At 73.1% G+C, this 25893-nt stretch carries 16 protein-coding genes; 6 read left to right on the forward strand and 10 right to left on the reverse strand.

The features are described 5' to 3' along the window. Window positions 1–541: 541 nt before the first annotated feature. The 4 genes from pepN to AB0E85_RS33220 form a co-directional block, all read right to left on the reverse strand. Window positions 542–3034: an aminopeptidase N gene (gene pepN / locus AB0E85_RS33205; RefSeq protein WP_361935191.1), complete on the reverse strand. Its 2493-nt coding sequence runs from the start codon at window positions 3032–3034 to the stop codon at window positions 542–544. 67 nt (window positions 3035–3101) lie between these two features. Continuing rightward, window positions 3102–3650, reverse strand: coding sequence for a response regulator (locus AB0E85_RS33210; RefSeq protein WP_361935194.1), 549 nt, complete (start codon window positions 3648–3650; stop codon window positions 3102–3104). Window positions 3651–3788: 138 nt separating this feature from the next. Then, complete coding sequence (locus AB0E85_RS33215; protein WP_361935197.1) at window positions 3789–4139, reverse strand: chorismate mutase; 351 nt, start codon at window positions 4137–4139, stop codon at window positions 3789–3791. Between the two features lie 77 nt (window positions 4140–4216). After that, a complete protein-coding gene (locus AB0E85_RS33220; protein WP_361935200.1) occupies window positions 4217–4636 on the reverse strand; it encodes a GNAT family N-acetyltransferase in 420 nt (139 codons plus the stop codon). Window positions 4637–4760: 124 nt separating this feature from the next. Here AB0E85_RS33220 and AB0E85_RS33225 point away from each other — a divergent pair, with 124 nt between their 5' ends. Then, on the forward strand, window positions 4761–5648 hold the full coding sequence (locus AB0E85_RS33225) for a hypothetical protein (RefSeq protein ID WP_361935203.1): 888 nt from the start codon (window positions 4761–4763) through the stop codon (window positions 5646–5648). A gap of 39 nt (window positions 5649–5687) precedes the next feature. Here AB0E85_RS33225 and AB0E85_RS33230 read toward each other — a convergent pair whose 3' ends face one another. The 3 genes from AB0E85_RS33230 to AB0E85_RS33240 all read right to left on the reverse strand — a co-directional run bounded on the left by AB0E85_RS33230 (window position 5688) and on the right by AB0E85_RS33240 (window position 8933). After that, on the reverse strand, window positions 5688–7343 hold the full coding sequence (locus AB0E85_RS33230) for a cytochrome bc complex cytochrome b subunit (RefSeq protein WP_361935206.1): 1656 nt from the start codon (window positions 7341–7343) through the stop codon (window positions 5688–5690). A 110-nt stretch (window positions 7344–7453) separates the two neighbouring features. Beyond that, the gene (locus tag AB0E85_RS33235) at window positions 7454–8188 is read right to left on the reverse strand and encodes a VWA domain-containing protein (RefSeq protein WP_361935209.1); all 735 of its coding nucleotides are present in this window, start codon (window positions 8186–8188) and stop codon (window positions 7454–7456) included. A gap of 13 nt (window positions 8189–8201) precedes the next feature. Continuing rightward, window positions 8202–8933: an ABC transporter ATP-binding protein gene (locus tag AB0E85_RS33240; protein WP_361935212.1), complete on the reverse strand. Its 732-nt coding sequence runs from the start codon at window positions 8931–8933 to the stop codon at window positions 8202–8204. 137 nt (window positions 8934–9070) lie between these two features. Here AB0E85_RS33240 and AB0E85_RS33245 point away from each other — a divergent pair, with 137 nt between their 5' ends. Genes AB0E85_RS33245 through AB0E85_RS33255 form a run of 3 tightly spaced genes read left to right on the forward strand, consistent with a single transcriptional unit; the run spans window position 9071 to window position 16114 of the window. Further along, window positions 9071–12403 carry an FtsX-like permease family protein gene (locus AB0E85_RS33245; RefSeq protein WP_361935215.1) on the forward strand — a complete coding sequence of 1111 codons (3333 nt, stop codon included), beginning with the start codon at window positions 9071–9073 and terminating at the stop codon, window positions 12401–12403. A 1-nt stretch (window position 12404) separates the two neighbouring features. Continuing rightward, window positions 12405–15137, forward strand: coding sequence for an ABC transporter permease (locus AB0E85_RS33250; RefSeq protein ID WP_361935218.1), 2733 nt, complete (start codon window positions 12405–12407; stop codon window positions 15135–15137). Further along, window positions 15134–16114, forward strand: a complete 981-nt coding sequence (locus AB0E85_RS33255; protein ID WP_361935221.1) for an ABC transporter ATP-binding protein — start codon at window positions 15134–15136, stop codon at window positions 16112–16114. Before AB0E85_RS33250 ends, AB0E85_RS33255 begins: the two co-directional genes overlap by 4 nt. A 101-nt stretch (window positions 16115–16215) precedes the next feature. Here the strand turns inward: AB0E85_RS33255 and AB0E85_RS33260 are convergent, their stop codons facing one another. From AB0E85_RS33260 to AB0E85_RS33270, 3 genes are all read right to left on the reverse strand, one after another. Then, window positions 16216–17679, reverse strand: coding sequence for a glutamate synthase subunit beta (locus AB0E85_RS33260; protein WP_361935224.1), 1464 nt, complete (start codon window positions 17677–17679; stop codon window positions 16216–16218). Further along, on the reverse strand, window positions 17672–22279 hold the full coding sequence (gltB, locus tag AB0E85_RS33265; RefSeq protein WP_361935276.1) for a glutamate synthase large subunit: 4608 nt from the start codon (window positions 22277–22279) through the stop codon (window positions 17672–17674). The genes AB0E85_RS33260 and gltB overlap by 8 nt, the downstream gene beginning before the upstream one ends. Before the next feature lie 380 nt (window positions 22280–22659). Further along, a complete protein-coding gene (locus tag AB0E85_RS33270) occupies window positions 22660–23391 on the reverse strand; it encodes a VIT1/CCC1 transporter family protein (protein ID WP_361935227.1) in 732 nt (243 codons plus the stop codon). Between the two features lie 214 nt (window positions 23392–23605). Here AB0E85_RS33270 and AB0E85_RS33275 point away from each other — a divergent pair, with 214 nt between their 5' ends. Beyond that, on the forward strand, window positions 23606–24658 hold the full coding sequence (locus tag AB0E85_RS33275) for an ADP-ribosylglycohydrolase family protein (protein ID WP_361935230.1): 1053 nt from the start codon (window positions 23606–23608) through the stop codon (window positions 24656–24658). Then, complete coding sequence (locus tag AB0E85_RS33280) at window positions 24655–25893, forward strand: ADP-ribosylglycohydrolase family protein (RefSeq protein ID WP_361935233.1); 1239 nt, start codon at window positions 24655–24657, stop codon at window positions 25891–25893. Before AB0E85_RS33275 ends, AB0E85_RS33280 begins: the two co-directional genes overlap by 4 nt.

Below are 25893 nucleotides of genomic sequence, written 5' to 3' on the forward strand. Positions count from 1 at the left end.
CGCGGGGCGCCGGGCCCCCCGGGCGCCAAGGCCCCCCCCCAGGCGGGGGGGCTTTTGCCGGGCCGGCCCGGGGGCGGGCCGGGGGGGGGGGGGGCGGGCCACAACACCCCCCCCCCCACGGCCCCCGGACCCGGGCTCGGTCGCGGCCCCGGGGCGGGAGGGACGACCGAGACGCTGGGACAGCGGAGGGGCGTCCCGGCCGTGCGGCGGGGGCCGCTCCCCGCCCCCGGGCAAGCCGTCAGGCCTCCCGGGCCTCTGGCATCCGCAGCACCTCCATCAACTCGTCCACCTCATCGACGAGTCGCGGCGCAGCACGAGGGTCGGTTCTCGGAACCGGCGATATGACCGCCCTCGGGCCCGGGCCGCGGCCTCGTGGCGGAGTGACCGCCCCGAGCTGGACCGGGCCGCCCCCGGCCAGGGGGGCGCTTCTCGAAGCCGACCATATGGCCCCCGGGCCGTGGCGCGGTCGCGGTCGCGGCACCCCATCGGGAGGCGACCGGAACGCTGCACCGACGGCAGGGCGGCCGCCCTGTGACCGCCGTCAGGACTGCCGGGCTCCCTGGACCCGGAGCGCCCGCTTCAAGTCGTCGAGCTGGTCGACGAGTTTGCGGCGCAGCGCGGGGGTCGGAGTGCCGTCGTGCAGGCAGGTCTCGCCGAGGTGGAGGTTGTCCGCGTCGACGGCGTGCGCGGGGAAGGCCCAGCGGCCCGCCGCCTCCGCCATGGCGGGGCCCCGGCGGTCGGCGACGGCGACCGCCTCGGGGTAGTAGCGCGATACGTACTCGCGTACCAGGTCGGCCTGTTCGGGCTGCCAGAAGCCGCGGGCGGTGGCCGTGAAGAGGTAGTTGGACAGGTCGTCGGAGCCGAACATGGCCTCCCAGGCGCGGGCCTTGGCCTCCGGGTCGGGCAGGGCGGCGCGGCAGCGGGCGGCGCCCTCCTGGCCGGTGGCGCTGGGGTCGCGTTCCAGTTCGGCGGCGATGGCGGCCTCGTCGGTCGCGCCGAGGACGGCGAGCCGGGCGAGGACCCGCCAGCGCAGCTCGGGGTCGAGTTCCGGGCCGCCGGGGACGGTGCCGTCGGCGAGCCAGGCGGCGATGGTGTCGGGGTGGGCGGCCACGTCGATGCGGTGGCGTACGGCGATCAGGCGCAGGCCGGGGTTGTCGCCGTCCTCGGTGCGGCGGATGAGGTCGCGGCACAGTTCGGAGAGGGTGGCGAGGGCGGCGGGCCGCTCGTCGGGGGTGAGGTAGCGGTCGGCGATGTAGGCGGAGGCGAAGGCGAGGACGCCTTGGACGATGGCGAGGTCCGTCTCCAGCGGGAGGTGGGCGCGGGCGGTCTCCAGGTAGGCGCCGGGGGCGAGTTCGCCGTCGCGGACGGCGTCCCGCAGGGCGTTCCAGACGACCGCGCGGGTGAGCGGCCGGGGCAGGCCGGACAGGTCCTTGCGGACGGTTTCGAAGGACTCGGGGTCGAAGCGGACCTTGGCGTAGGTGAGGTCGCCGTCGTTGAGGAGGAGCAGGGCGGGGCGCTTGCCGATGGGGTGGGCGTCGGTCTGCGGGAGGTCCAGGTGGAGGCTTTCGCGCAGGACGAGCTGTCCGCCGTCGTCGCCGAGGTCGCGGTCGTAGAGGCCGGCGGCGATGCGGTGCGGGCGGCTGCCGGTGCGGTCGACGGTGAGGGCGCAGGTGCCGTGCTCGCCGGGGGTGATCCGGGGGTTGAGGGTGTCGACGCCGGTGGTGCGCAGCCAGGCGTCGGCCCAGGCGTGGACGTCGCGGTCGGTGGCGCTCGCGAGGTTGTCGATGAAGTCGGCGAGGGTGGCGTTGGCGAACTTGTGCCGGGCGAAGTGGGTGTTGATGCCGGCGAGGAAGTCCTTCTCGCCGAGCCAGGCGACCAGTTGCCGCAGTGCGCTGGCGCCCTTGGCGTAGGAGATGCCGTCGAAGTTGAGCAGTGCGGAGGCGGTGTCGTCGACGGCCTCGGGGGCGACCGGGTGGGTGGAGGGGCGCTGGTCGGCGTCGTAGCCCCAGGACTTGCGGGTGACGCCGAAGTCGGTCCAGGTGTCGGTGAATCGAGTGGCTTCGGTGAGGGTCTGGTAGCCCATGTACTCGGCGAAGGACTCGTTCAGCCAGATGTCGTCCCACCACTTGAGGGTGACGAGGTCGCCGAACCACATGTGGGCCATCTCGTGGGCGATGACCATGGCGCGGGTCTGGCGTTCGGTGTCGGTGACGGCGGAGCGGTAGACGAACTCGTCGCGGAAGGTGACCAGGCCCGGGTTCTCCATGGCGCCGGCGTTGAACTCGGGGACGAAGGCCTGGTCGTAGGAGTCGAACGGGTAGGGCTCGTCGAACTTCTCGTGGTAGCGGTCGTAGCAGGCGCGGGTGACGTCGAGGAGTTCGTCGGCGTCGGCGTCGAGGTAGGGGGCGAGGGAGCGGCGGCAGTGCAGGCCGAAGGGCAGGCCGCGGTGTTCGGTGCGCACGGAGTGCCAGGGGCCGGCGGCGACGGCGACGAGGTAGGTGGAGATGAGCGGTGTGGGGGCCGCGGTCCATACGCCGTCGGTCTGTTCGGTGATGCCGTTGGCGAGGACGGTCCAGTTCTGCGGGGCTTTCACGGACAGTTCGAAGACGGCCTTCAGGTCGGGCTGGTCGAAGGCGGCGAAGACGCGCTGGACGTCGTCCATGAACAGCTGGGTGTAGACGTAGGTCTCGCCGTCGGTGGGGTCGGTGAAGCGGTGCATGCCCTCGCCGGTGCGGGAGTAGCGCATCCGGGCGTCCACGCGCAGTTCGTGCTCGCCGGCGGTGAGGTGGGGCAGGGCGAGCCGGTTGCCGTCCAGGGCTTCGGGGTCCAGGGGGTGTCCGTCGAGGGTGACGGAGCGCAGCTCGGCGGGCTTGAGCTCGACGAAGGTGGTGCCGTCCACGCGGGCAGCGAACCTGATCAGGGTGTGGGAGTCGAAGGTTTCGTCTCCGCCGGTCAGGTCGAGGTCGATGGTGTAGCGGTGGACGTCGAGGAGCTCTGCTCGGGTCTGCGCTTCGTCGCGCGTCAGTACGGACATGCGTGACATGCTGCCTGATGGCGTCGGCAAGGCACAGAGGCGGATCGGTACGTGACCGATGTCCGCTCTAGGTGCGGTCCTTTTCGAGTTCCCCGGCGTGCGCCCCCGCGGGCCGTTGGGTGGGTACGCGTGCGTCGGGGTGCGGCAGGCCGGGGCGGGGGTGTGCGGCGGTCCCGGTGTGCTCCGTGAGGAGGGCGCGAAGGTGGTGCACCTCGCGTTCGAGGGCGAGATGGCGCCGGTGGGCGTCGTAGAGGTAGCGGACCTTGGTGCGCAGGGCCCAGGGGTCGACGGGTTTCATGACGAGGTCGGCGACCCCGAGCCCGAAGGCGGTGGTGGTCAGTTCGTGGTCGGCGCCGAAGCCGGTGAGCAGGATGACGGGGATGTGCTGGGTCTGTTCCACGCGCCGCATGTAGCGCACGACCTCGAGTCCGCTGACGCCGGGCATGCGCACGTCGAGCAGCAGCAGGCCGACCTGGCCGCGGAGGACCTGTTTCAGTGCCTCGTCGCCGCTGGTGGCCCGGCCGAGCTGGTAGCCCAGCGGGGCCAGGGCGCTCTCCAGCGCGTACAGCGTGTCCTCGTGGTCGTCGACGATGAGGATCCTGGTATCCGACGGCATGGCCCGACGCCCCTCCCTCGTGGAGGACCAGAGTAAGTCCGGGACGCTGACGGGGTGTGCTCGTCAGCTGACATGCTGTGCACAGCGCAGCATGTCGCGAGCGGGCCCTCGTGTCACTCCCCCGGGGCGTGCGCGAGGTCAGTTGGCGCCGGTGGTGGTGCCGCCGAGCGCTTCGTCCGCGATGCGCTCGTGGTGGCGGATGACCTCGGCGACGATGAAGTTGAGGAACTTCTCGGCGAAGGCCGGGTCGAGCTTGGCGTTCTCGGCGAGTGCGCGCAGCCGGGCGATCTGGCGGGCCTCGCGGGCCGGATCGGCGGGGGGCAGCTGGTGGCGGGCCTTGAGGTGGCCGACCTGCTGGGTGGCCTTGAAGCGCTCGGCGAGCATGTGGACGACGGCCGCGTCGATGTTGTCGATGCTGTCGCGCAGCCGGGCGAGCTCTTCGCGGACGGCGGGGTCGACGTCGGGGGAACCGGTGTTGCTGGTGGTCATGGGGCGTCAGCCTACGGGGATCACGCGGGGTGGCCGCCGGCCGTCTCATCCTTCGGAGGTGAGAGTCGCTTGTGGAACTAGACGTCCTCGTGGCCACCGGGGACACCCTGGATGCGGGCGCGTTCCCGGAAGCCGAGCGTCGGGTAGAAGCGGGGTGCCTGGAAGCTGTACGTGGAGACGATCATGTCGGTGCAGCCGCGCCGGGCCGCCTCGGCCTCCGCCGCGCGCATCAGCCGGCTTCCCCAGCCGCAGTGGCGCTGGTCCTCGCGGATCCACACCATGTCCACGGAGCACAGGGTGCCCCAGGTCCATGCGGTGAGCCCGCCGACCAGGTCGCCGGTGTCGTCGGTGACGCGGACGGAGAGGGGTTCGGTGACGGCGCCGTCGGCGGCGGCGGTGTTGAAGGCGGTCAGCTCCTCGTCGAGCCGCTTTTCGAGGTCGTCGTCCTGGCCGCCCACCCGGAGCGAGGCGGCGACGGTGTGCTGTTCGCTGGTCACGGCCCGGATTCTGTCGGAGGTGCCGGGGGGTGACGACCGGTTTTCGCCGTTCGCGCGCCCGTCCGCGCGGGGGTGTGTCCTCGTACAGTGGAACCGGGTTCCGGGGCGTCCTTGGGGGTGAGGCGTGGCGAGCGACGGGCCGGTAGAGCACGGTTACCCGCACCTGGAGACGGTGCGGGCCGCCATCACGGCGCTGTACAAGCGGCTGTCGTACGACACCGTCCGGACGTTCGAGACCAGCGTGCTCCCCGTCGACGTGGCGTTCTGCGACACCGACGACCTGTATCTGGGGGCGCAGCGGGTTGCGCACGAGCTGGTGCGGCACTACCGGCTTCCGGATGCCCGGCTGGTCGTGAGTTTCCGGGAGATGCGGCACGCGGCGAGCGTGGAGCTGGCGGCGGGGCCGGAGTACTTCGTGGAGCTGAACGACCGGTTCCGTACGCATCGGCGGGACATCGGGGCGGCCCTCGCGCACGAGGTGATGCATGTGTACCTGCATCGGCTGGACCTGTCCTTCCCGGGCGTGCGGGACAACGAGATCCTCACGGACACGGCGACGACGTATCTGGGGGCGGGGTGGCTGCTGCTGGACGCGTTCCGGGAGGACGGGGCGTCGTCGCAGAAGCTGGGGTATCTCACGCCGGAGGAGTTCGGGTACGTGCTGGCCAAGCGGGCGCTGGCCTTCGGCGAGGACCCGTCGGTGTGGTTCACCAGTGCGCAGGCGTACACGGCGTACGTGAAGGGGATGGAGCTGGCCCGCCTCGACGAGCGGCAGCCGCCGCTGACGGCGGCGGGGTGGGCGGGGCGCCGGCGGTACGCCCGGGACCGGCGGCACGGGTCGTCGGAGCCGCCGCAGCCGGGGGTGCGGTACGCGTTCTCCCCTGACGGGGGCGGGCGTTTGCGGGTGTCGTTCCCCTGCCCCACGTGCCACCAGCGGATCAGGGTGCCGGTTCGGGGCCGGGTCCGGGCCCGGTGCGCGCTGTGCCGGAGCGTGCTGGAGTGCGACACGTAGGGCGCGCCGGGTGGGAGTTCACGCGCGGGGGCCCGGTCGTCAGTGCTGGTGGTCGCCGCTGGTGATCTCCCGGTACTCCTCCACCGTCGGCTTCTCGATCCGCGCGTCGGGGCCGAACATGGTCCTGGCGAGGCGGGCGCGCAGCCGCTCGCGGCGGGTGACCTTGCGGCGGACGCCCCCTGCGTCGACCTCGCGCCCGACCTCGTAGGGCGGGTTCTGCTCGTGCTGGGTGAGGGTGAACCGCTCGGCCTGGGCGAGGGGCTCGTGCACCTCGATGTACTCGCCGGTCGGCAGCCGTTTGATGGTGCCGGTCTCCCGGCCGTGCAGGACTTTGGCGCGGTCGCGGCGCTGGAGGCCCATGCAGATCTTCTTCGTGACGATGAACGCGGCGACCGGCAGCACGAACACGCCGATCCGCACGAACCAGGTGATCACGTTGATGGACAGGTGCAGATGGGTGGCGACGATGTCGTTGCCACCGCCGATCAGCAGCACCGCGTACAGGGTCAGCCAGGCCACGCCGAGGCCGGTGCGCACGGGTGCGTTGCGCGGCCGGTCGAGGATGTGGTGCTCGCGTTTGTCGCCGGTGATCCACGCCTCGATGAAGGGGTAGACGCCGAGGGCGAGCAGGATCAGGGGGAAGAGGGAGAAGGGGATGAACACGCCGAGGACGAGGGTGTGTCCCCAGAGGTTGATCTCCCATCCCGGCATCACCCGGATCAGGCCCTCGGAGAAGCCGAGGTACCAGTCGGGCTGGGCGCCGGTGGTGACCAGGTCGGGGCGGTAGGGGCCGAAGGCCCACACGGGGTTGATCTGGGCGATGGCGCCCATCACCGTCAGGACGCCGAAGACGAGGAAGAAGAAGCCGCCGGCCTTGGCCATGTAGACCGGCAGGAAGGGCATGCCGACGACCGACCGCTCCTTGCGTCCGGGGCCCGGGAACTGGGTGTGTTTGTGGTAGAAGACCAGGATCAGATGGGCGGTCACCAGGCCCACCATGATCCCCGGCAGCAGCAGGATGTGGACGGGGTACAGCCGCGAGATGATGTCCTCGCCCGGGAACTCCCCGCCGAACAGGAAGAACGACAGGTACGTCCCGACGATCGGGATGGACAGGATCGCGCCCTGCGCGAAGCGGATGCCGGTGCCGGACAGCAGGTCGTCGGGGAGGGAGTAGCCGGTCAGGCCCGTGATGATGCCGAGCATCAGCAGGGTCCAGCCGAACACCCAGTTCAGTTCGCGCGGCTTGCGGAAGGCGCCCGTGAAGAACACCCGCATCATGTGCACCAGCATGCCCGTGATGAAGACCAGCGCCGCCCAGTGGTGGATCTGCCGGATCAGCAGCCCGCCGCGCACGTCGAAGCTGATGTCCAGCGTGGACTCGAACGCCCTGCTCATCAGGACGCCGTTGAGCTCCGTGTAGGAGCCGTTGTAGACGACCTCCTGCATGCTGGGCTCGAAGAACAGGGTGAGGTAGACGCCGGTGAGGATCAGCACGACGAAGCTGTAGAGGGTGACCTCGCCCAGCATGAACGACCAGTGGTCCGGAAAGACCTTGCGCATGTTGGCCTTGGCCAGGGCGTACAGGCCGAGCCGCCCGTCCGCCCAGTCGGCGAGCTGCTCGCCCTTGCCCGCGGGCGGCCTCCGGTGGGCGGAGTCCGTCCCGTACACCCGTCGTGCGCCGTCGTCGCCCATGCGTCGTCGCCTCCCCGAGGATCCTTCCCAGCGTGGCACGGCATCGCGACCGTGCAAGCGGGGCGTGGGCCAAGGGGCGGGGCGGTTGGGCCAAGGGGGCGAGCGGCCGGTCAGCGGCCGGCGGGGTCCCGGACGATCCCCTGGGCCCGTGCGGCCACGAGCCACTTCGGGAACTCGCCGACCAGCCGGTCGTACAGCTCGGCGTCCGAGACCTTCCGGGGGTCCTGACCCGCGTGGAAGAACCCGGCGTTGTCGACGGGTCGCTTGCCCGGTACGGCCAGCTCGTCGAGCTTGCGCAGGAAGTCGAACTGCTTGCTGCCCGGGTCCCCGAACCCGATGAACTGCCAGAACAGCGGCAGCCTGGCGGCCTTGCACAGGTACCGCTCCGCGGCGAGTTTGTTGATCGGCCCGCCGTCGGTCTGGAACACGACCAGGGCGGGCTCGGCCGTCCCGCTGTCGAGGTAGTGGTCGATCACGGCGTCCATGGCCAGGTGGTAGGCGGTCTTCCCCATGTGGCCGAGGCCGGCCACGATCCGCTCGATCCGCCCCTGGTGGCCGGCCAGGGCGATCTCGGTCTCGGCGTCGACATCGGTGGAGAAGAACACGACCGGCACCGTGCCGTCGTCGTCCAGGTGAGCGGACAGCCCGAGCACCCGGTCGGCCAGCGCCTGCACGCTGCCGTCCTTGTAGTACGGCTTCATCGAGCCGGAGTAGTCGACCACGAGGTAGACCGCGGCCCGCAGCCCGTCCAGCCCGTGCTTCGCGAGGGACACCCCGGCGCTCTTGTAGAGGTTCACCAGCGCGGGAGCGGTCTCCTGGACCTTGCTCAGACTGATCGCGACCATGGGCCGCATCCTCTCACCCCTCGACGACCACCCCGTCGCTCAGCTCCAGCACCCGGTCGGCCAGGCCGAGGAGTTGGGGGTCGTGGGTGGCGACGAGGGCCGTGACGCGCTCGCTGCGGACCACGGCCCGCAGCAGCTCCATCACCGCCAGGCCGGTGGCGGCGTCGAGCTGGCCGGTCGGCTCGTCGGCGAGCAGCAGGGCGGGCCGGTTGGCGAGGGCCCGGGCGATGGCGACCCGCTGCTGCTGTCCGCCGGACAGCTCGGCGGGCCGCTGTGCCTCATGGCCGGCGAGTCCCACCAGGGCCAGCAGCAGCGCCACCCGCTCCTCGCGTTCGCGCGGCTCGGCCCGGCGCAGCCGCAGCGGCACGCCCACGTTCTCGGCGGCGGTGAGGATGGGGATGAGCCCGAAGGACTGGAAGACGAAGCCGATCCGGTCGCGGCGCAGTTCCAGCAGCTCGCTCTCGCCGAGCGCCGACAGGTCGGTGCCGCCGATGACGACCCGGCCGCTCTGCGGGGTGTCGAGGCCGCCGATCAGATGGAGCAGCGTCGACTTGCCGGAGCCCGACCGGCCTTTGAGAGCGACCAGTTCCCCGCTGCGGACGGTGAAGGAGGCGCCGCGCAGCGCGTGCACGGCGGCGGCCCCGGTGCCGTAGGAGTGGTGCAGGTCCTCCACTCGCAGCATCGGCCCGCCGGACGCGTCGTCGGCGAGGGCGGCGCCGGTTCCCGGACTGGTGTTCTCGGTCATCACCGCATCCCATACGGAACCGGTCCCCATGGTCAAGAGCGGGACGGCCCGCGTTCGAACTCATGTCCCGGGTGCTGAACTCCGTGATATGCATTCCGGGTTGGGGATCTGCGGTTCGCGCATCGGGTGGGGGAAGAGTGACGGGCTTACTGCTGCTGCGCCTGCGCGCGCACCGGCTGCTGCTCACGGCCGCCCTGCTCGCCGTCCTGCTGACCACCTCGGTGCTCGCCGCCCTGACGGCGTACTCCGGCTCCGTCGGGAACGCCGCGCTGCGCGGCGCCCTGGGCGGCCGGGCCGCGGCCTCCGCCTCCCTCGTGGTCGAGGCGGACGTGCCCCGGGAGCGACGGGACGCGGCGCAGCGGGCGGTGGTGCGCGGGGCGCGGGACGCCTTCAGCGGGCTGCCGGTGACCGTGCGGAGGCTGGAGCGGTCCGGGCCGTACGCGCTGCCCCGGTCCCTGCAGAGCGCCGAGGCCCGCGCCGGGGAGCCCGACCTGACGCACCTCGCCGCCCTCGACGCATCACGGATCAGGCTGCTTGCGGGCACCCTGCCGGGCCCGGCCCCGGCCTCCCGCACGGCCGCCGTGCCGGTGGCCCTGCCCGAGGCGGCCGCCGACCGGCTGGAGTTGCGGCCCGGAGCGCGGGTCACGCTCACCGACCGGCTGGGCGGCGACCCGCTCCGGGTCCGGGTGACCGGTGTGTACCGGGCGGCCGACAGTTCCGATCCCTACTGGCAGGCCGACACCCTCGGCGGCCGGGGTATCCGCACGGTCGCCTTCACCACGTACGGGCCGCTGCTGACGCACGGGTCGGTGTTCGCCTCCGGCCGCGCCTCCGAGGACGCCACCGGCTGGGTGGCGACGGCCGGCTTCGGCCCCCTGACGACCGACGGCATCGGCGCGCTCCGCTCGGCGGCGGTCCGCGCGGCCGGGGCGCTGCGCGACGACCCGGCGCTCGGGGGCGACGCGGACGTGCGCACGGGGCTGCCCGAGGTGCTCGACCGGACCGAGCGGGGCCTGCTGGTGTCCCGGTCGACGCTGATGATCGTCTCGGTGCAGCTGGTGCTGCTCGCCGGGTACGCGCTGCTGCTGGTGGCCCGGCTGCTGGGCAGCGAACGGGCGGGTGAGACCGAGCTGCTGCGGGCCCGGGGCGGATCGCGCGGCCGGATCGCCGGGCTCGCCGCGCTGGAGGCGCTGCTGCTGGCGGTCCCCGCCGCCGTCTGCGCCGCGCTGCTGTCCGGCCCGCTGGCCCGGCTGCTCGCCCGGTGGTCCTCGCTCGACCGGATCGGGCTGCGGCTCGACACCGCCCCGGCGGGCCGGGTGTGGCTCGTCGCGGGCGGGGTGGCGGCGGCCTGCGCGGTGGCGGTGGTGGCGCCCGCGCTGGCGGCGACGGCGGGAAGTGCGGTACGGCTGCGGCGGGTCCGGGCCGCGACGTCGGCCGCGCCCGTGCGGGCCGGAGCCGATGTGGGGCTGCTGCTGATCGCGGGTGTGGCGTACTGGCAGCTGGACCGGCAGACCGACGCGACCGGCGGCGTGCTCAGCCGGGACCGGGCCGGGGAGCTGGGCATCGATCCGCTGCTGGTGGCGGCGCCCGCGCTGGCGCTGCTGGCGGGCACGGTCCTGACGCTGCGTCTGCTGCCGTTCGTGGCCCGGCTCGCCGAGCGGCGGTCGGCGAGCGGGCGTGGGCTGCCGGCGGCGCTGGCGGGCTGGCAGTTCAGCCGGCGTCCGCTGCGCGGGGCGGGGCCGGTGCTGCTGCTGGTCATCGCGGTGGCGACGGGCATGCTGGCGATCGGGCACGGCGCGTCCTGGGACCGGTCGCAGGAGGACCAGGCCGACTTCCGGACGGGCGCCTCCGTACGGGTGCTCGACTACCGGCCGGGCAGCCCCGGGCAGACGGGTCTGTACGCCTCGCTGCCCGGCACCGTGAGCGCCGCTCCCGCGCACCGCGCCGCCCTGAGCCTCTCCGGGGACCGCCGGGCGACGGTCCTCGCCCTGGACACGGCACGTGCCCGGGACGGGATGCTCATGCGCGGCGACCTCGCCGAGGAGCCACCGGCGCGGCTGCTGCGGGCCCTGGCGCCGCCGGCGCAGGACGGGGACCGGCCCGTTCGGCTCCCGGACGGCACGCGGCGGATCGCCCTCGACGTGCGGATCGCCGACGAGCGGGCCCGGACGAAGCGTTCTCCCTCCGATCGCGCACCGCTGATCACGGTGGTCGTGGAGGACCGGTACGGCATCGCGTACCGGCTGGGCGGCGGCACCGTCCCGGTGGACGGCCGGGTCCACCGGGTGGCGCTCGACCTGGACGCAACCGCGGCGGGCCGTCGGGCGGCCCCGGCCGGGCCGTTGCGGCTGACCGGGTTGCAGCTCGACGACACCTCCCCCGCGGGGCGTGCCGAGCGGCACCGGTTCACCGTCGAGCGGCTGCTCGCCACCGGCGGCGACGGCTCCGCGCGGACCGTCGACATCGCTGCCGGGACGCGCTGGCAGGGCAGCCGGGTCGTGACGCAGAACGGCGAGGTCGTCTCCCGTGCGGCCACCCGGCCCGGCGCGTCGGGGAGCGCGCCGCTGGCCGTGTCGTACGGCACCGGTGCCGACCGCGGCGACGGCTACGGCGCCCAGCCGGTGTACACGGTCCGCGTCGACACCGCCGGCGCCGAGGTGCCGCGCAGCCTGTCCGCCGTCGCGAGCCGGGACTTCCTGCGAGCGGCGGGAGCCCGGACCGGCGACACCATCGACGTACCGCTGTCCGGGGAACAGCTGCGGGTGCGGATCGTGCGGTCGGTCCGGGAGCTGCCGACCGCCGCCGCCGACCTGGCCGGGGAGAGCCTGTCCGGCGGGGCGCTGCTGCTCGATCTGCGGGCCGTGGATGCCGTGCTGGCGCAGCGGGCCAGTACACCGCTCACCCCCACCGAGTGGTGGGTGAGCACCGCCCCGGGCAAGGAGGCCGAGGTCGCCGCGGCGCTCAGGGCGCGCCCCGACCTCGAACCCGGGCAGGTGCTGGTGCGGGACGAGACCGCCGCCGAGCTGCTGCGGGATCCGCTCGGCGCGGGACCGCGTTCGGCGCTGACGGCGGTGGCGGTGGCCGCCGCGGCCCTCGCCGCCGGAGGGTTCGCGGTGAGTGCCGCCGGGGCGCGGCGGGAGCGGTCCGCGGAGTTCGCGGTGCTGCGCGCCCTGGGCACGCCCCGCCGGGATCTCGCCCGGCTGGTCGCGACGGAGCAGAGCTTGCTCATCGGTGCCGGTCTGCTCGCCGGGCTCGGCCTCGGCACGGTCCTGACCCGGGCCGTCGTCCCGCTGATCGTGCTGACCTCCGGTGCCGCACGGCCTCTCCCGCCGGTCCTCGTCGAACTGCCGGTGCCTCAGGTGGCGCTGCTCCTCGCGGGGGTGGCCGCCCCGCTGCTGCTGATCACCGTCGCGTCGGCGCTGCGCCGTGCCGAGCCGGCCGTCGCGCTCCGCCACCAGGGGGAGGACTGAGATGCCGCCGAACGCACAGGGAGCCTCCTGGGTACGGACCCGGCTGCGGGCCGCCCCCTGGCCCGCCGTCGTCTTCGGTGTGCTGGTGCTGGTCACGGCGTTCCTCGCGGCCGTCCTGCCCCGGGCCGTCGAGGCGTACGAGACGGACGGGCTGCGCGAGGCCGTCGCGACCGCCGCCCCCGGGTCGACCGTGCTGGAGCTGAAGACGGAGCAGCCCGGTCTCAACCGCCCGGAGGAGGCCCGGGCCGACGAGGTCCGGCCGGAGGCGCTCGCGGCGGTTGACGACCGGGCGCGGGCGCTGCTGCCCGAGCCGCTGCGGGTGGACCCGGCCGAGTCGGCGTACGGGGTGCGCACCGGCAAGAGCCTCCAGGCACTGGACGAATGGCTGCCCCGGCCCGACGGGCTGCTGCCCCGCTTCACCCTGCTCGCGCAGTCGGGGGCGGCCGGCCACGCGACCGTGCGGGAGGGCCGGCTGCCCACCGCCGACGCTTCGGTGAGCGTGGACACCCGGGTGGTGGAAGGAGCCGTGACCACCGAGACGGCCCGCACGCTGCGGCTGCGGGCCGGCTCCACGCTCACGCTGGACGGCTTCACGGACGGACCCCTGACCGTCCGCGTCACCGGCGTCCTCCAGCCCCGGCATCCGGAGCGGAGCTACTGGTCCGCGGAACCGGTCCTGCGGACACCGGCCATGGCGAGCGACGGCGGCCGTCCGCCCCAGTTCTACTGGGAGGCGGGCGTCCTGCTGGCGCCGGGTGCCGCCCCGGCCCTGCTCGGCGGGCAGGGAGAGCCGGAGCGGTACTGGCGGTTCGCGCCCGCGACCGGGCGGCTGACCGGGGCGGACACCTCGGCACTGACCGAGCGGATCGCGTCCCTGGAGGACGGGCCCGCCCTGGTGCGGATGCGCGCCGTCGCCGGCCCGACGGCGCAGCTGTCCACCGGCTTGGAGCAGGTCGTGGGCGCCTACGCGCAGACGCGTGACGCCGTCGCGCCGGTGGTCGCCGTGGCGGCCTTCGGGATCACCGCGGTCGCCTTCGTCGTGCTGCTGATGAGCGGTGGCCTGGCCGCCGCCCGCCGCGAGGGTGAACTCGCCCTGCTGCGGGCCAGGGGCGGCTCCCTGCGCGGCATCGCCGGGCGGCTGCTGGCCGAGAACGCGGTGCCGGCGGTGCCCGCGGCGGCGTGCGGTTGGCTGCTCGCCGTGCTCGTCGTGGACGAGGCCCGGCTGCTGCCCGCCGTGCTCGGGGCGGGTGCCGTGGCGCTGCTCGCCTGCGTCGCGCTGCCGGTGCGCGCGGCGGTGGCGCATCGCAGGCCGCGGGCGCACCAGGGGCGTGACGACCTGGCCCGGGCCAGGCCCGGCGGGCGTCGCACGGTCGTCGAACTGACCCTGCTGGTGCTGGCCGCCGGCTCGGTGCTGACGCTGCGCCGCCGCGGCCCGGCCGGGGACGGTGATCTGCTGGTGAGCGCCGCCCCGGTGCTGGTCGCCCTGGTGGCGGCGCTGGTCCTGGTCCGGCTGTATCCGCTGCCCCTGCGGTGGGCCGCGGGACCGGCCGGGCGGCTGCGCGGGGTGGTGGGGTTCCTGTCGCTGGCCCGCGCGGGCCGCTCCCCGGCGGCGGTCGCCACGCTGCCGCTGCTCGCCCTGCTGACGGCCCTGACCACGGCCGCGTTCGGGGGGTCCGTGCTGGCGGGCGTGGCGGACGCCCGGGACCGGGCCGCGCTGCTGGAGACGGGCGCGGACGCGCTGATCGCCACCGCCGACGGCTCCGCGCTCCCGGCGGGGCTGGCGCGGTCGGTGGGGGATGTGGCGGGAGTGCGTCAGGTGACGGCCGTGGGCGTCGAGTTCGCCTCGGAGGGCGCGTCCGACGAGGCGCGTTCGCTGACCGTGGCCGGGGTCGAGCCGGAGTCGTACGGGGAGCTGGCCGGGCGGATGGGACTCGGCGGCTTCGACGCCGGCCGGCTGCGGATGCGGGACGGGGTGCTGGACGCGGTCGCCTCCCCGGAGGTCGCCGAACGGCTCGGGCGGGCACCGCACCGGATCGTGACCGACGCCGGACCTCTCACGGTGCGGATCACCGCGGTGCGCCCGCGCACACCGGCCGTCCCCGAGGGCGAGTTCCTCCTCGTCGACGCGGCGGGACTGAAGGGTTCGGCCGGCCCTTCGATGCTGCTGGCGGCCGGTGCGGGGCTCGACACGAAGGCACTCCGGGCGGCCGTGCGCGGCGCCGGGTCCGGCCTCTCGGTGAGCCTGCGGAGCGAGGCACGGGCGGCGCTGTCCGACGCGCCGTTGCAGGCCGGTGCCGAACGGATCTACCTCTGGGCCGTCGCCGCGGGCGCGGGCTATGCCGTGCTCGCCCTGGTCCTCGGCCTGGTGCGGTCCGCGCCGGAGCGGGCCGCGCTGCTGGCCCGGCTGCGCACCCTCGGTATGACGACCCGCCAGGGGCGGCGCCTGCTGAGCCTGGAGGCGCTGCCCCAGACGCTGCTCGCCGCGGGCGGGGGCATGGCCGTCGGCTGGGCGACCGTGGGGCTGCTCGCGCCGGGCATCGACCTGGACCGGCTCGCCCTGGCGGACGCCTCCGGCGTCACGCCGCCGGATGCCGTGCTGCGGACCGACCTGTGGTCGCTGGCCCTGCCGGCCGCGGGCGCGATGCTGCTGGCGGGGGCGGTGGCCGTCGCGCAGGCCTGGTGGGCGGGGCGCCGGACACCGATCAGCCACCTCAGGGCAGGAGACATGCGATGAGCGGTACGACGGAGTCGCTGGAGGAACTGGAGCGTCGGGTGGTGCGGCGCCGCGACCGGCCGGAGTACGGGCACGACGCCCTGATCGCCTGCGACCGGCTGGTGCGGATCTTCGCCCGGCGCGGCGGCGGGGACGCGATGGAGGTGCAGGCCCTCCAGGGACTCGATCTCCTGGTGCGGGAGGGCGAGTTGATGGCCCTGGTGGGAGCGTCCGGCAGTGGCAAGTCGACGTTGATGAACATCCTCGCGGGCCTGGACGTCCCGACCGCGGGCGCCGCGAAGGTCGCGGGCCGAGATCTGCTGGCGATGGACGCGAAGGCGCGGTTGCGGTACCGGCGTGAGGTGGTGGGTTTCGTCTGGCAGCAGACGGCACGCAACCTGCTGCCGTACCTGACGGCCGCTCAGAACGTCGACCTGCCCCTGCAACTGGCGGGCGTATCCCGGCGGAAGCGGGCCGGACGGGCGGAGGAGCTGCTGTCCCTGCTGGGCGTCGCCGACTGCCGGGACCGGCGTCCGCAGGCGATGTCCGGCGGTCAGCAGCAGCGCGTCGCGATCGCCGTCGCCCTCGCCAACGCCCCCGCCGTCCTGCTCGCCGACGAGCCGACCGGCGAGCTGGACTCGGCGACCGGGCAGCAGGTCTTCGCGGCGTTCCGCCGGGCCAACGAGGAGCTGGGCACGACGATCGTCATCGTCACGCACGACCAGGCGGTCGCCGGTGAGGTCCGCCGCACGGTCGCGATCCGCGACGGCCGCACCTCGACGGAGGTGCTGCGCCGCACGGAGGTCGACGAGGCGGGCCTGGAGTCCCTGGTGGCCCGGGAGTACGCGATGCTCGACCGGGCGGGCCGCCTCCAGCTGCCGGCCGAGTACACGGCGGCGCTGGGCATGGCGGACCGGGTGCTGCTGGAGCTGGAGGAGGACCACATCCAGGTGTGGCCGGACGAGCACGGCAAGGGCAGCGGCAGCGGCAGCGGCTGAGGACGTGCGACAGCGCCTGCCCGGTCGTCCGGTCGGGGACTGTTGGGCAGGCGCCGTCTGTGTTCCGCACCCCGTTGTGCGGGACGTCTGGTGAGGTCCTGTCAGACCATCAGCGCGCGGTCCGTCGGACGGATCGGCGCCGGCAGCTCGCTCGCGCCGGTGAGGGCACGGTCCACCCCGCGTGCCGCCGAGCGGCCCTCGGCGATGGCCCAGACGATGAGCGACTGGCCGCGGCCGGCGTCACCGGCGACGAACACGCCCGGCACGTTGGTCCGGAAGTCGGCGTCGCGGGCGATGTTGCCGCGCTCGTCGAGTTCCAGGCCGAACTGCTCGACCAGGCCGTTGTCCCGGTCGGTGCCGGTGAAGCCCATGGCGAGGGTGACCAGCTGCGCGGGGATCTTGCGCTCCGTGCCCGGCTTCTGGGTCAGCTTGCCGTCGACGAACTCCACCTCGGTGAGGTGCAGCCACTGGACGTTGCCGTCCTCGTCGCCCTCGAAGTGGGTCGTCGAGACGGAGTAGACCCGCTCGCCGCCCTCCTCGTGCGCCGAGGTGACCTTGTACAGCATCGGGAAGGTCGGCCAGGGCTGGGAGGCCTCGTTCCGCTCCTCACCCGGGCGGGGCATGATCTCCAGCTGCGTGACGGAGGCCGCGCCCTGGCGGTGGGCGGTGCCGACGCAGTCCGCGCCGGTGTCGCCGCCGCCGATGACCACGACGTGCTTGCCCTCGGCCGAGATCGGAGTGGTGACGTAGTCGCCCTCCTGGACCTTGTTGGCCAGCGGCAGGTACTCCATGGCCTGGTAGATGCCCTTGAGCTCGCGCCCGGGCACCGGCAGGTCACGGGCGGTGGTGGCGCCGACGGCCAGGACGACCGCGTCGTAGCGCTTCTTCAGGTCCGTGGCCTTGAGGTCGCGGCCGATCTCGATGCCCGTGCGGAAGCGGGTGCCCTCCGCGCGCATCTGCTCGATACGGCGGTTGATGTGCCGCTTCTCCATCTTGAACTCGGGGATGCCGTAGCGGAGGAGGCCTCCGATGCGGTCCGCGCGCTCGTAGACGGCGACCGTGTGGCCGGCCCGGGTCAGCTGCTGGGCGGCGGCGAGACCCGCCGGGCCGGAGCCGACGACCGCGACGGTCTTGCCGGACAGGCGCTCCGGGATCTGCGGGGCGACGTCCCCGGTCTCCCACGCCTTGTCGATGATCGAGACCTCGACGTTCTTGATGGTGACCGGCGGCTGGTTGATGCCGAGCACGCACGCCGACTCACAGGGAGCGGGGCACAGGCGGCCCGTGAACTCCGGGAAGTTGTTCGTCGCGTGCAGACGCTCCGAAGCCGCCGCCCAGTCCTCGCGGTAGGCGTAGTCGTTCCACTCGGGGATCAGGTTCCCGAGCGGGCAGCCGTTGTGGCAGAACGGGATGCCGCAGTCCATGCAGCGGCTGGCCTGCTTGCTGATGATCGGCAGCAGGGAGCCGGGGACGTAGACCTCGTTCCAGTCCCGGACGCGCTCCTCGACGGGGCGGGACCTGGCGAGTTCGCGCCCGTGGTTCAGGAAGCCCTTCGGGTCAGCCATTGATCGCCGCCTCCATCATCTTCTCGTGGGTCTCGGTCTCGGAGAGACCGGCTCGCTCGGCGGCTTCCTTGGCGGCGAGCACTGCCTTGTACGTGCTGGGGATGATCCTGCTGAAGCGCTCCACGGCGGTGTCCCATTCGGCCAGGAGCTTCTCGGCGACGGTCGAACCCGTCTCCTCCTGGTGGCGGCGGACCACGTCGTGCAGCCACTGCTTGTCGGCGTCGTCGAGCGGCTCGACGGCGTCCAGGTTGCCGACGTTGACGTTGTCGGGGTCCAGGTCGATCACGTAGGCGATACCGCCGGACATGCCGGCCGCGAAGTTGCGGCCCGTCTCGCCGAGCACCACCGCGTGGCCGCCGGTCATGTACTCGCAGCCGTGGTCGCCCACGCCCTCGGAGACGACCGTCGCGCCGGAGTTGCGGACGCAGAACCGCTCACCGGTCTTGCCGCGCAGGAACATCTCGCCGCCGGTGGCGCCGTAGCCGATGGTGTTGCCGGCGATGACGCTGTACTCGGCGAGGTGGTCGGCCGCGCGGTCCGGGCGGACGACGATCCGGCCGCCCGAGAGGCCCTTGCCGACGTAGTCGTTGGCGTCGCCCTCCAGGCGCAGCGTGACACCGCGCGGGACGAAGGCGCCGAAGGACTGGCCGGCGGAACCGGTGAAGGTGATGTCGATGGTGTCGTCGGGCAGGCCCGCGCCACCGAACTTCTTCGTCACCTCGTGGCCGAGCATGGTGCCGACCGTGCGGTTGATGTTGCGGATCTGCACCTGGGCGCGCACCGGCTGGGCGTCGGTGGCGCCGGACGCGGCGAGCGCGTCGGCGGCCAGCTTGATCAGCTCGTTGTCGAGCGCCTTCTCCAGGCCGTGGTCCTGCGCGATGACCTGGTGGCGCACCGAGCCCTCGGGCAGCTCGGGCACGTGGAACAGCGGCTCCAGGTTGAGGCCCTGGGCCTTCCAGTGGTCGACGGCCCGCGTGACGTCGAGGGCCTCGGCGTGGCCGACGGCCTCCTCGATGGAGCGGAAGCCCAGCTCGGCCAGGATCTCGCGGACCTCTTCGGCGATGAACTGGAAGAAGTTCACGACGTACTCGGCCTTGCCGGAGTAGCGCTCGCGCAGGACCGGGTTCTGCGTGGCGATGCCGACCGGGCAGGTGTCGAGGTGGCAGACGCGCATCATGACGCAGCCGGAGACGACGAGCGGCGCGGTCGCGAAACCGAACTCCTCGGCGCCGAGCAGCGCGGCGATGACGACGTCACGGCCGGTCTTCAGCTGGCCGTCGGTCTGCACGACGATGCGGTCGCGCAGACCGTTGAGCAGCAGCGTCTGCTGGGTCTCGGCGAGGCCGAGCTCCCAGGGACCGCCGGCGTGCTTCAGCGACGTCAGCGGCGAGGCGCCCGTGCCGCCGTCGTGGCCGGAGATGAGGACGACGTCCGCGTGCGCCTTGGACACACCCGCTGCGACCGTGCCGACGCCGACCTCGGAGACCAGCTTCACGTGAATCCGCGCCTGCGGGTTCGCGTTCTTCAGGTCGTGGATCAGCTGGGCCAGGTCCTCGATGGAGTAGATGTCGTGGTGCGGCGGCGGCGAGATGAGACCGACACCCGGGGTCGAGTGACGCGTCTTGGCGACCCACGGGTAGACCTTGTGGCCGGGCAGCTGGCCGCCCTCGCCGGGCTTGGCGCCCTGGGCCATCTTGATCTGGATGTCGTCGGAGTTGACCAGGTACTCGGAGGTCACACCGAAGCGGCCGGAGGCGACCTGCTTGATGGACGACCGGCGGGCCGGGTCGTACAGGCGCTCCGGGTCCTCGCCGCCCTCACCGGTGTTGGACTTGCCGCCCAGCTGGTTCATGGCGATGGCGAGGGTCTCGTGCGCCTCCTGGGAGATGGAGCCGTACGACATGGCGCCCGTCGAGAAACGCTTGACGATCTCGGAGACCGGCTCGACCTCGTCGATGGAGATCGGCTGCCGGTCCGACGTGAAGCCGAACAGGCCGCGCAGCGTCATCAGCCGCTCGGACTGCTCGTTCACGCGCTCGGTGTACTTCTTGAAGATGTCGTACTTGCCGGCACGGGTGGAGTGCTGGAGGCGGAAGACCGTCTCCGGGTCGAACAGGTGCGGCTCGCCCTCACGGCGCCACTGGTACTCGCCGCCTATCTCCAGCGCGCGGTGCGCCGGGGCGATGCCGGAGGCCGGGTAGGCCTTGGCGTGGCGGGCGGCGACCTCCTTGGCGACGACGTCGATGCCGACACCGCCGATCTTGGTGGCCGTGCCGTTGAAGTACTTCTCCACGAAGGCCTCGTCGAGACCGACGGCCTCGAAGACCTGGGCGCCGCGGTAGGAGGCGACGGTGGAGATGCCCATCTTGGACATGACCTTCAGCACGCCCTTGCCGAGGGCGTAGATCAGGTTGCGGATGGCCTTCTCGGGCTCGATGCCGGGGAGGAACGTCCCTGCGCGGACGAGGTCCTCGACGGACTCCATCGCCAGGTACGGGTTGACGGCGGCGGCGCCGTAGCCGATGAGCAGGGCGACGTGGTGGACCTCGCGGACGTCACCGGCCTCGACCAGCAGGCCCACCTGGGTGCGCTGCTTGGTGCGGATGAGGTGGTGGTGGACGGCCGCGGTGAGCAGCAGCGACGGGATCGGCGCGTGCTCGGCGTCCGAGTGGCGGTCCGACAGGACGATCAGGCGGGCGCCGTTGTCGATGGCGGCGTCGGCCTCGGCGCAGATCTCCTCGATGCGGGCGGCCAGCGTGTCACCGCCGCCGTGCACCCGGTACAGGCCGGACAGCGTCGCGGCCTTGAAGCCCGGCATGTCGCCGTCGGCGTTGATGTGGATGAGCTTGGCCAGCTCGTCGTTGTCGATCACCGGAAAGGGCAGCAGGACGCTGCGGCAGGAGGCCGCGCTCGGGTCGAGCAGGTTGCCCTGCGGGCCCAGCGAGGAGCGCAGGGAGGTGACCAGTTCCTCACGGATGGCGTCCAGCGGCGGGTTGGTGACCTGCGCGAACAGCTGGGTGAAGTAGTCGAAGAGCAGGCGCGGGCGGTCCGACAGCGCGGCGATCGGCGAGTCGGTGCCCATCGAGCCGATCGGCTCGGCACCGGCCTTGGCCATCGGCGCGAGGATGACGCGCAGTTCTTCCTCGGTGTAGCCGAAGGTCTGCTGGCGGCGGGTGACCGAGGCGTGCGTGTGCACGATGTGCTCGCGCTCGGGCAGGTCCTCCAGCTCGATCTCGCCGGCCTCCAGCCACTCCGCGTAGGGGTTCTCGGCGGCGAGATCGGCCTTGATCTCGTCGTCCTCGATGATGCGGTGCTCGGCGGTGTCGACGAGGAACATGCGGCCGGGCTGGAGGCGGCCCTTGCGGACGACCTTGGAGGGGTCGATGTCCAGGACGCCGACCTCGGAGCCGAGGACGACGAGGCCGTCGTCGGTGACCCAGTAGCGGCCGGGGCGCAGGCCGTTGCGGTCGAGGACCGCGCCGACCTGGGTGCCGTCGGTGAAGGTGACGCAGGCCGGGCCGTCCCAGGGCTCCATCATCGTGGAGTGGAACTGGTAGAAGGCGCGCCGGGCCGGGTCCATGGAGTCGTGGTTCTCCCACGCCTCCGGGATCATCATCAGCACGGAGTGGGGCAGGGAACGGCCGCCCAGGTGCAGGAGTTCGAGGACCTCGTCGAAGGAGGCGGAGTCGGAGGCGTCCGGCGTGCAGACCGGGAAGATCCGGTCGATGGCCTTGTCGTCCGAGCCGAACAGGTCCGAGACGAGCTGCGACTCGCGCGCGACCATCCAGTTGCGGTTGCCCTTGACGGTGTTGATCTCACCGTTGTGCGCCACGAAGCGGTAGGGGTGGGCCAGCGGCCACGAGGGGAACGTGTTCGTCGAGAACCGGGAGTGCACGAGCGCGATCGCGGAGGCGAAGCGGCGGTCGGACAGGTCCGGGAAGAAGGGCTCCAGCTGGCCGGTGGTCAGCATGCCCTTGTAGACGATGGTCCGCGCGGACAGCGACGGGAAGTACACGCCGGCCTCGCGCTCGGCGCGCTTGCGCAGCACGAAGGCCTTGCGGTCGAGGGCGATACCCGTCGAGGGCACAGCGGAGCCGTCGGCGACGAAGATCTGGCGGAAGACCGGCATGGTCGACCGGGCGGTGGCACCCAGCAGCTGGGGGGCGACCGGCACCTCGCGCCAGCCGAGGACGGTCAGGCCCTCGTCGGCGGCGATCGTCTCGATCTGCGAGACGGCGTCGGCGGTGGCGTCCTCCGGGAGGAAGGCGATACCGACGGCGTAGGAACCCGCGTCGGGCAGTTCGAATCCGGCCACGTCGCGGAAGAAGGCGTCCGGGACCTGCGAGAGGATGCCGGCGCCGTCACCGGAGTCGGGCTCCGAGCCGGTGGCGCCGCGGTGTTCGAGGTTGCGCAGAACGGTCAGAGCCTGTTCCACCAGGGTGTGGGACGCCTCGCCGGTGAGGGTGGCGACGAAGCCGACGCCGCAGGCGTCGTGCTCGTTGCGGGGGTCGTACATACCCTGCGCAGCAGGGCGAGCATCCATGAACGACCAGTTCTGGCCATTCGCGGAATGCTGGGACGGCTGGCGCGGCGTACGCATCGGCTCTCCCGTCGTCGTCATGTGGCATCTGCAAGTGCCGAGGGACGACGTTGGCCCTCGCGTGATCGCAAAATTTCGTGCAGGTTACATGATGGAGCGGTTCTCGGGAACCGGGATAATCCGTTCCAGCATGCGGACACCGCGGGTGCGCGGCGGGGGTTCCGCGCCAGCAGTGGAAGCTATGGAGGGGCCGCACGAAGCGATCGGTCGGATCGGTTTCCGTCGGCCCGGGGAGCGGGACAGGCGCCTTCGCCCGACCCGCCGGGGTGCGCGGCGAGCGTCATTGCCCGCAGCGCTTACGGCTCATGCCCGGTGATTGCACACTCGAAACCAGCGAGTAACGGCTACCTATGCGGCCCCTTGCATAAGTCCGAGCCGCGCTATCCTACGGCCGTTCCGAACAAGGTGCCCAGGGCGTACGTCACACCGGCCGCCGCGCCTCCCAGGAACAGCTGCCGCAGCCCGCTGTACCACCAGGTGCGTGCCGTCACCCTGGCGACCAGCGCACCGCACAGGAAGAGCCCCAGCAGCGCCAGCAGCACCGCGGGCCACATGCTGCTCGCTCCCAGCAGATAGGGCAGGACGGGTATCAGCGCACCCAGCGCGAAGGACCCGAAGCTCGACACCGCGGCCACGGTCGGCGAGGGCAGGTCGGCCGGGTCGATGCCGAGCTCCTCGCGGGCGTGGATCTCCAGCGCCTGCTCGGGATCCTTCGACAGCTGCCGCGCGACCTCGCGGGCCAGCCCCGGCTCGACGCCCCTCGACTCGTAGAGCGCGGCGAGCTCGGCCTCCTCGTCCGCGGGGTGCTTGCGCAGCTGGCGCCGCTCCACGTCCAGCTCGGCCTCGACGAGTTCACGCTGCGAGGCGACGGAGGTGTACTCGCCGGCGGCCATGGAGAAGGCGCCGGCGGCCAGGCCCGCGAGCCCGCTGAGGACGACGGTGTGCTGGCCGGCCGCCCCGCCGGCGACACCGGTCATCAGGGCGAGGTTGGAGACGAGGCCGTCCATCGCACCGAACACCGCGGGACGCAGCCAGCCGCCGTTCACGTCCCGGTGCGTGTGGTTGTCCCGGTGCGCCTCGTGCAGCGTCGCCTCGGTCTCGATGATGGCCATGGAAGATCCCACTCCCCGTTCTTTGGACACGTTCCAGAGTTTTACAACGCCAAAACTACGCCTCGGATTCCATCGCCGCCAGCAAGGAAAGGCTGCGCTAACCTGCGGTTTTACCGTTCTGCGCTCACCTGATCATCACTGCGCGCAGATGTCGACCGGGTGATGCTGGGGCTCCTGAGGCTCGGCGGAGTCACCGGAGTGGGACACATGCCGTATGGCATCGATCGCCTGCATCCCCTCCGTGCCGGCGCCCGGTGACGCCGCCGGACTGCGCGAACGGGCCCGCGGCGCACTGCTGGGCCTGGCCGTCGGTGACGCCCTCGGGGCACCGGCCGAGAACATGAAGCCCTCCGAGATCCGCGCGCGGTGGGGCCGGATCACCGGGTACGTCGCCGAGAAGCCGGCCGGCACCGACGACACCGAGTACGCGATCTTCTCCGGCCTCCTGCTGGCCCGGCACGGCTCCGCCCTGACCCCGGCCCATGTGGAGGCGGCCTGGCACGAGTGGATCGCCGACCGCGACGAGGGCCCCTTCCGGGGTGCCGGCTTCAGCGAACGCGGCACCCTGGAGAACCTGCGCCGCGGCTTGGCCGCCCCGATCTCCGCCCAGCACCGGCACGCCTGGAGCGACGGTCTGGCCATGCGCGCGGCCCCTTTCGGGGTGTTCGCGGCGGGCCGTCCGGCGGAGGCGGCCCGGCTGGTCGCGATCGACGGCTCGGTGAGCCACGACGGCGAGGGCATCTACGGCGGACAGGCGGTGGCGGCCGGTGTCGCGACGGCGATGGCGGGAGCCCCGCCGACCGCGGTCGTGGCGGCGGCCCTCGCCGTCGTACCCGACGACTCCTGGACGGCCCGCAGCCTGCGCCGCGCGGTGGTCGTGGCGCACCGCGGGGAACGCGCGGTGCGCTCCGCGGTCGTCATCGGCGGCTACCCCTGGACCGACCTGGCCCCCGAGGCGGTCGCCCTCGCCTTCGGCGCGTACGCGGCGGCCGACGGCGACTTCGAGCAGTCCGTATTGACGGCGGTGAACATGGGCCGCGACGCGGACACGACGGCGGCGGTGGCGGGGGCCCTGGCGGGTGCCACCCGGGGAGTGTCGGCGATCCCGCAGGCCTGGACGGCCCCCATCGGGCCGGTCCACGGCAGATGCCTCCCGGCGATGGCGGGCTACCACGTCCTGGACGTGGCGGACCTGCTGACACCCGCGGGGCCCGCCGGGCCGACGGACTACATCCTGGCGGGCGACGGATCGGAGACCCCCGCATGACGACCCACGCACCCGCGGCCGCCGACGGTGAACGCGCCCCACGGGAGACCGGGACCTCTCGGGTGACGGCTACGGGCGGTGCGCGGGTGGGAGAGAAACGAGCCGAAGGGGAAGCCGAGGCCACGAGAAGAGCCGAAGGGCTCCTGCTCGGACTGGCCGCCGGCGATGCCGCCGGCTGGCCCGCGGCCCGCCACCGAGCCGCCCGCATGCCCGACTGGACCCGCCGCCTCACCCGCGAACTGGACACCTTCGCCGAGCACAACGCCACGACCACCCTGCCCGTCCCCATCGCCCTGAACCAGCCCCCCGAGCCCCTCCGCCTCGGCCCCTCCGACGACGCCGAATGGGCGGCCTTCGCCGCGGAAGCCCTCCTGCGCGCAGGCGACGACACCGTCCGGGACGACCTCAGCCGCGAACGCCGCACCCGCGCGGCGATCGACCTCACCTGGAACGCCCTCGCCGCCGAGGTCGCCGCCGCCGCGGACCGTGCCCCCGAGATCGAGTCCGCCGTCCTCCCCCTGCGCGCCCGCATCTCCGTCCGCGCCGGCCTCGGCAACCTCGCCACCGGCCTGCGCCCGCCCGCCACCGGCCACGACAACCCCCACTACTTCGACGACGCCGCCTGCGTACGTGCCTGCGTCCTGGCCGTGGCCCACCCCTCAGACCCCCGCAGCGCCGCCGACCTCGCCGAGTTCGACGCCCGCTACACCCAGGACGGCGACGGCGTGCACGGCGCCCGCGCGATGGCCGCGGCCCTCGCCCTCGCCCTGGCCGGCGCGCCCATCGACGCCTGTGTCACCGCCGCGCTCGCCGAACTGCCCCCGGACACAGAGATCGGCCGCAACGCCCGGTACGCCCTGCGTCTCGCCGCCGACGCGGACAGCGCCTTCGCCCTGGTCCCGCCCCTGGAGCACCAGATCGTCGACCACGTCTACAGCTACGGCATCGCCGCCGCCGAGACGGTCCCCGTCGCCCTCGCCCTGGCCACCGCGGCCCGCGGCAGCATCGCGGAGGCGATCCCCGCGGCGGCCTGCCTGTCCCGCGTCGCCGACTCCGCCCCGGCCCTGGCGGGCGCCCTCACCGGCGCGCTGGGCGGCGCCGCCTCGATCCCCGCAGCCTGGCGGGAGACCTGCCGCACCCTCTCCGGCTGCGTCCTTCCCCGCCTCACCGGCACGGACCTCGTGGAACTCGCCGGACTCCTGGAAGCCGCCCGGCCGGCCCGCCCGGGTGGATGA

The sequence above is a fragment of the Streptomyces sp. NPDC029044 genome, assembly GCF_040637495.1.
Taxonomy (GTDB): domain Bacteria; phylum Actinomycetota; class Actinomycetes; order Streptomycetales; family Streptomycetaceae; genus Streptomyces.

Excerpts from the sequence above, each read along its gene's own strand:
- AB0E85_RS33270 (WP_361935227.1), bottom strand. The coding sequence starts at position 23,391 with ATGGCCATCATCGAGACCGAGGCGACGCTGCACGAGGCGCACCGGGAC.
- AB0E85_RS33275 (WP_361935230.1), top strand. The coding sequence starts at position 23,606 with ATGGCATCGATCGCCTGCATCCCCTCCGTGCCGGCGCCCGGTGACGCC.
- AB0E85_RS33215 (WP_361935197.1), bottom strand. The coding sequence starts at position 4,139 with ATGACCACCAGCAACACCGGTTCCCCCGACGTCGACCCCGCCGTCCGC.
- AB0E85_RS33255 (WP_361935221.1), top strand. The coding sequence starts at position 15,134 with ATGAGCGGTACGACGGAGTCGCTGGAGGAACTGGAGCGTCGGGTGGTG.
- AB0E85_RS33235 (WP_361935209.1), bottom strand. The coding sequence starts at position 8,188 with ATGGTCGCGATCAGTCTGAGCAAGGTCCAGGAGACCGCTCCCGCGCTG.
- AB0E85_RS33210 (WP_361935194.1), bottom strand. The coding sequence starts at position 3,650 with ATGCCGTCGGATACCAGGATCCTCATCGTCGACGACCACGAGGACACG.
- AB0E85_RS33260 (WP_361935224.1), bottom strand. The coding sequence starts at position 17,679 with ATGGCTGACCCGAAGGGCTTCCTGAACCACGGGCGCGAACTCGCCAGG.
- AB0E85_RS33280 (WP_361935233.1), top strand. The coding sequence starts at position 24,655 with ATGACGACCCACGCACCCGCGGCCGCCGACGGTGAACGCGCCCCACGG.
- AB0E85_RS33250 (WP_361935218.1), top strand. The coding sequence starts at position 12,405 with ATGCCGCCGAACGCACAGGGAGCCTCCTGGGTACGGACCCGGCTGCGG.
- gltB (WP_361935276.1), bottom strand. The coding sequence starts at position 22,279 with ATGCGTACGCCGCGCCAGCCGTCCCAGCATTCCGCGAATGGCCAGAAC.
- pepN (WP_361935191.1), bottom strand. The coding sequence starts at position 3,034 with ATGTCCGTACTGACGCGCGACGAAGCGCAGACCCGAGCAGAGCTCCTC.
- AB0E85_RS33240 (WP_361935212.1), bottom strand. The coding sequence starts at position 8,933 with ATGACCGAGAACACCAGTCCGGGAACCGGCGCCGCCCTCGCCGACGAC.
- AB0E85_RS33230 (WP_361935206.1), bottom strand. The coding sequence starts at position 7,343 with ATGGGCGACGACGGCGCACGACGGGTGTACGGGACGGACTCCGCCCAC.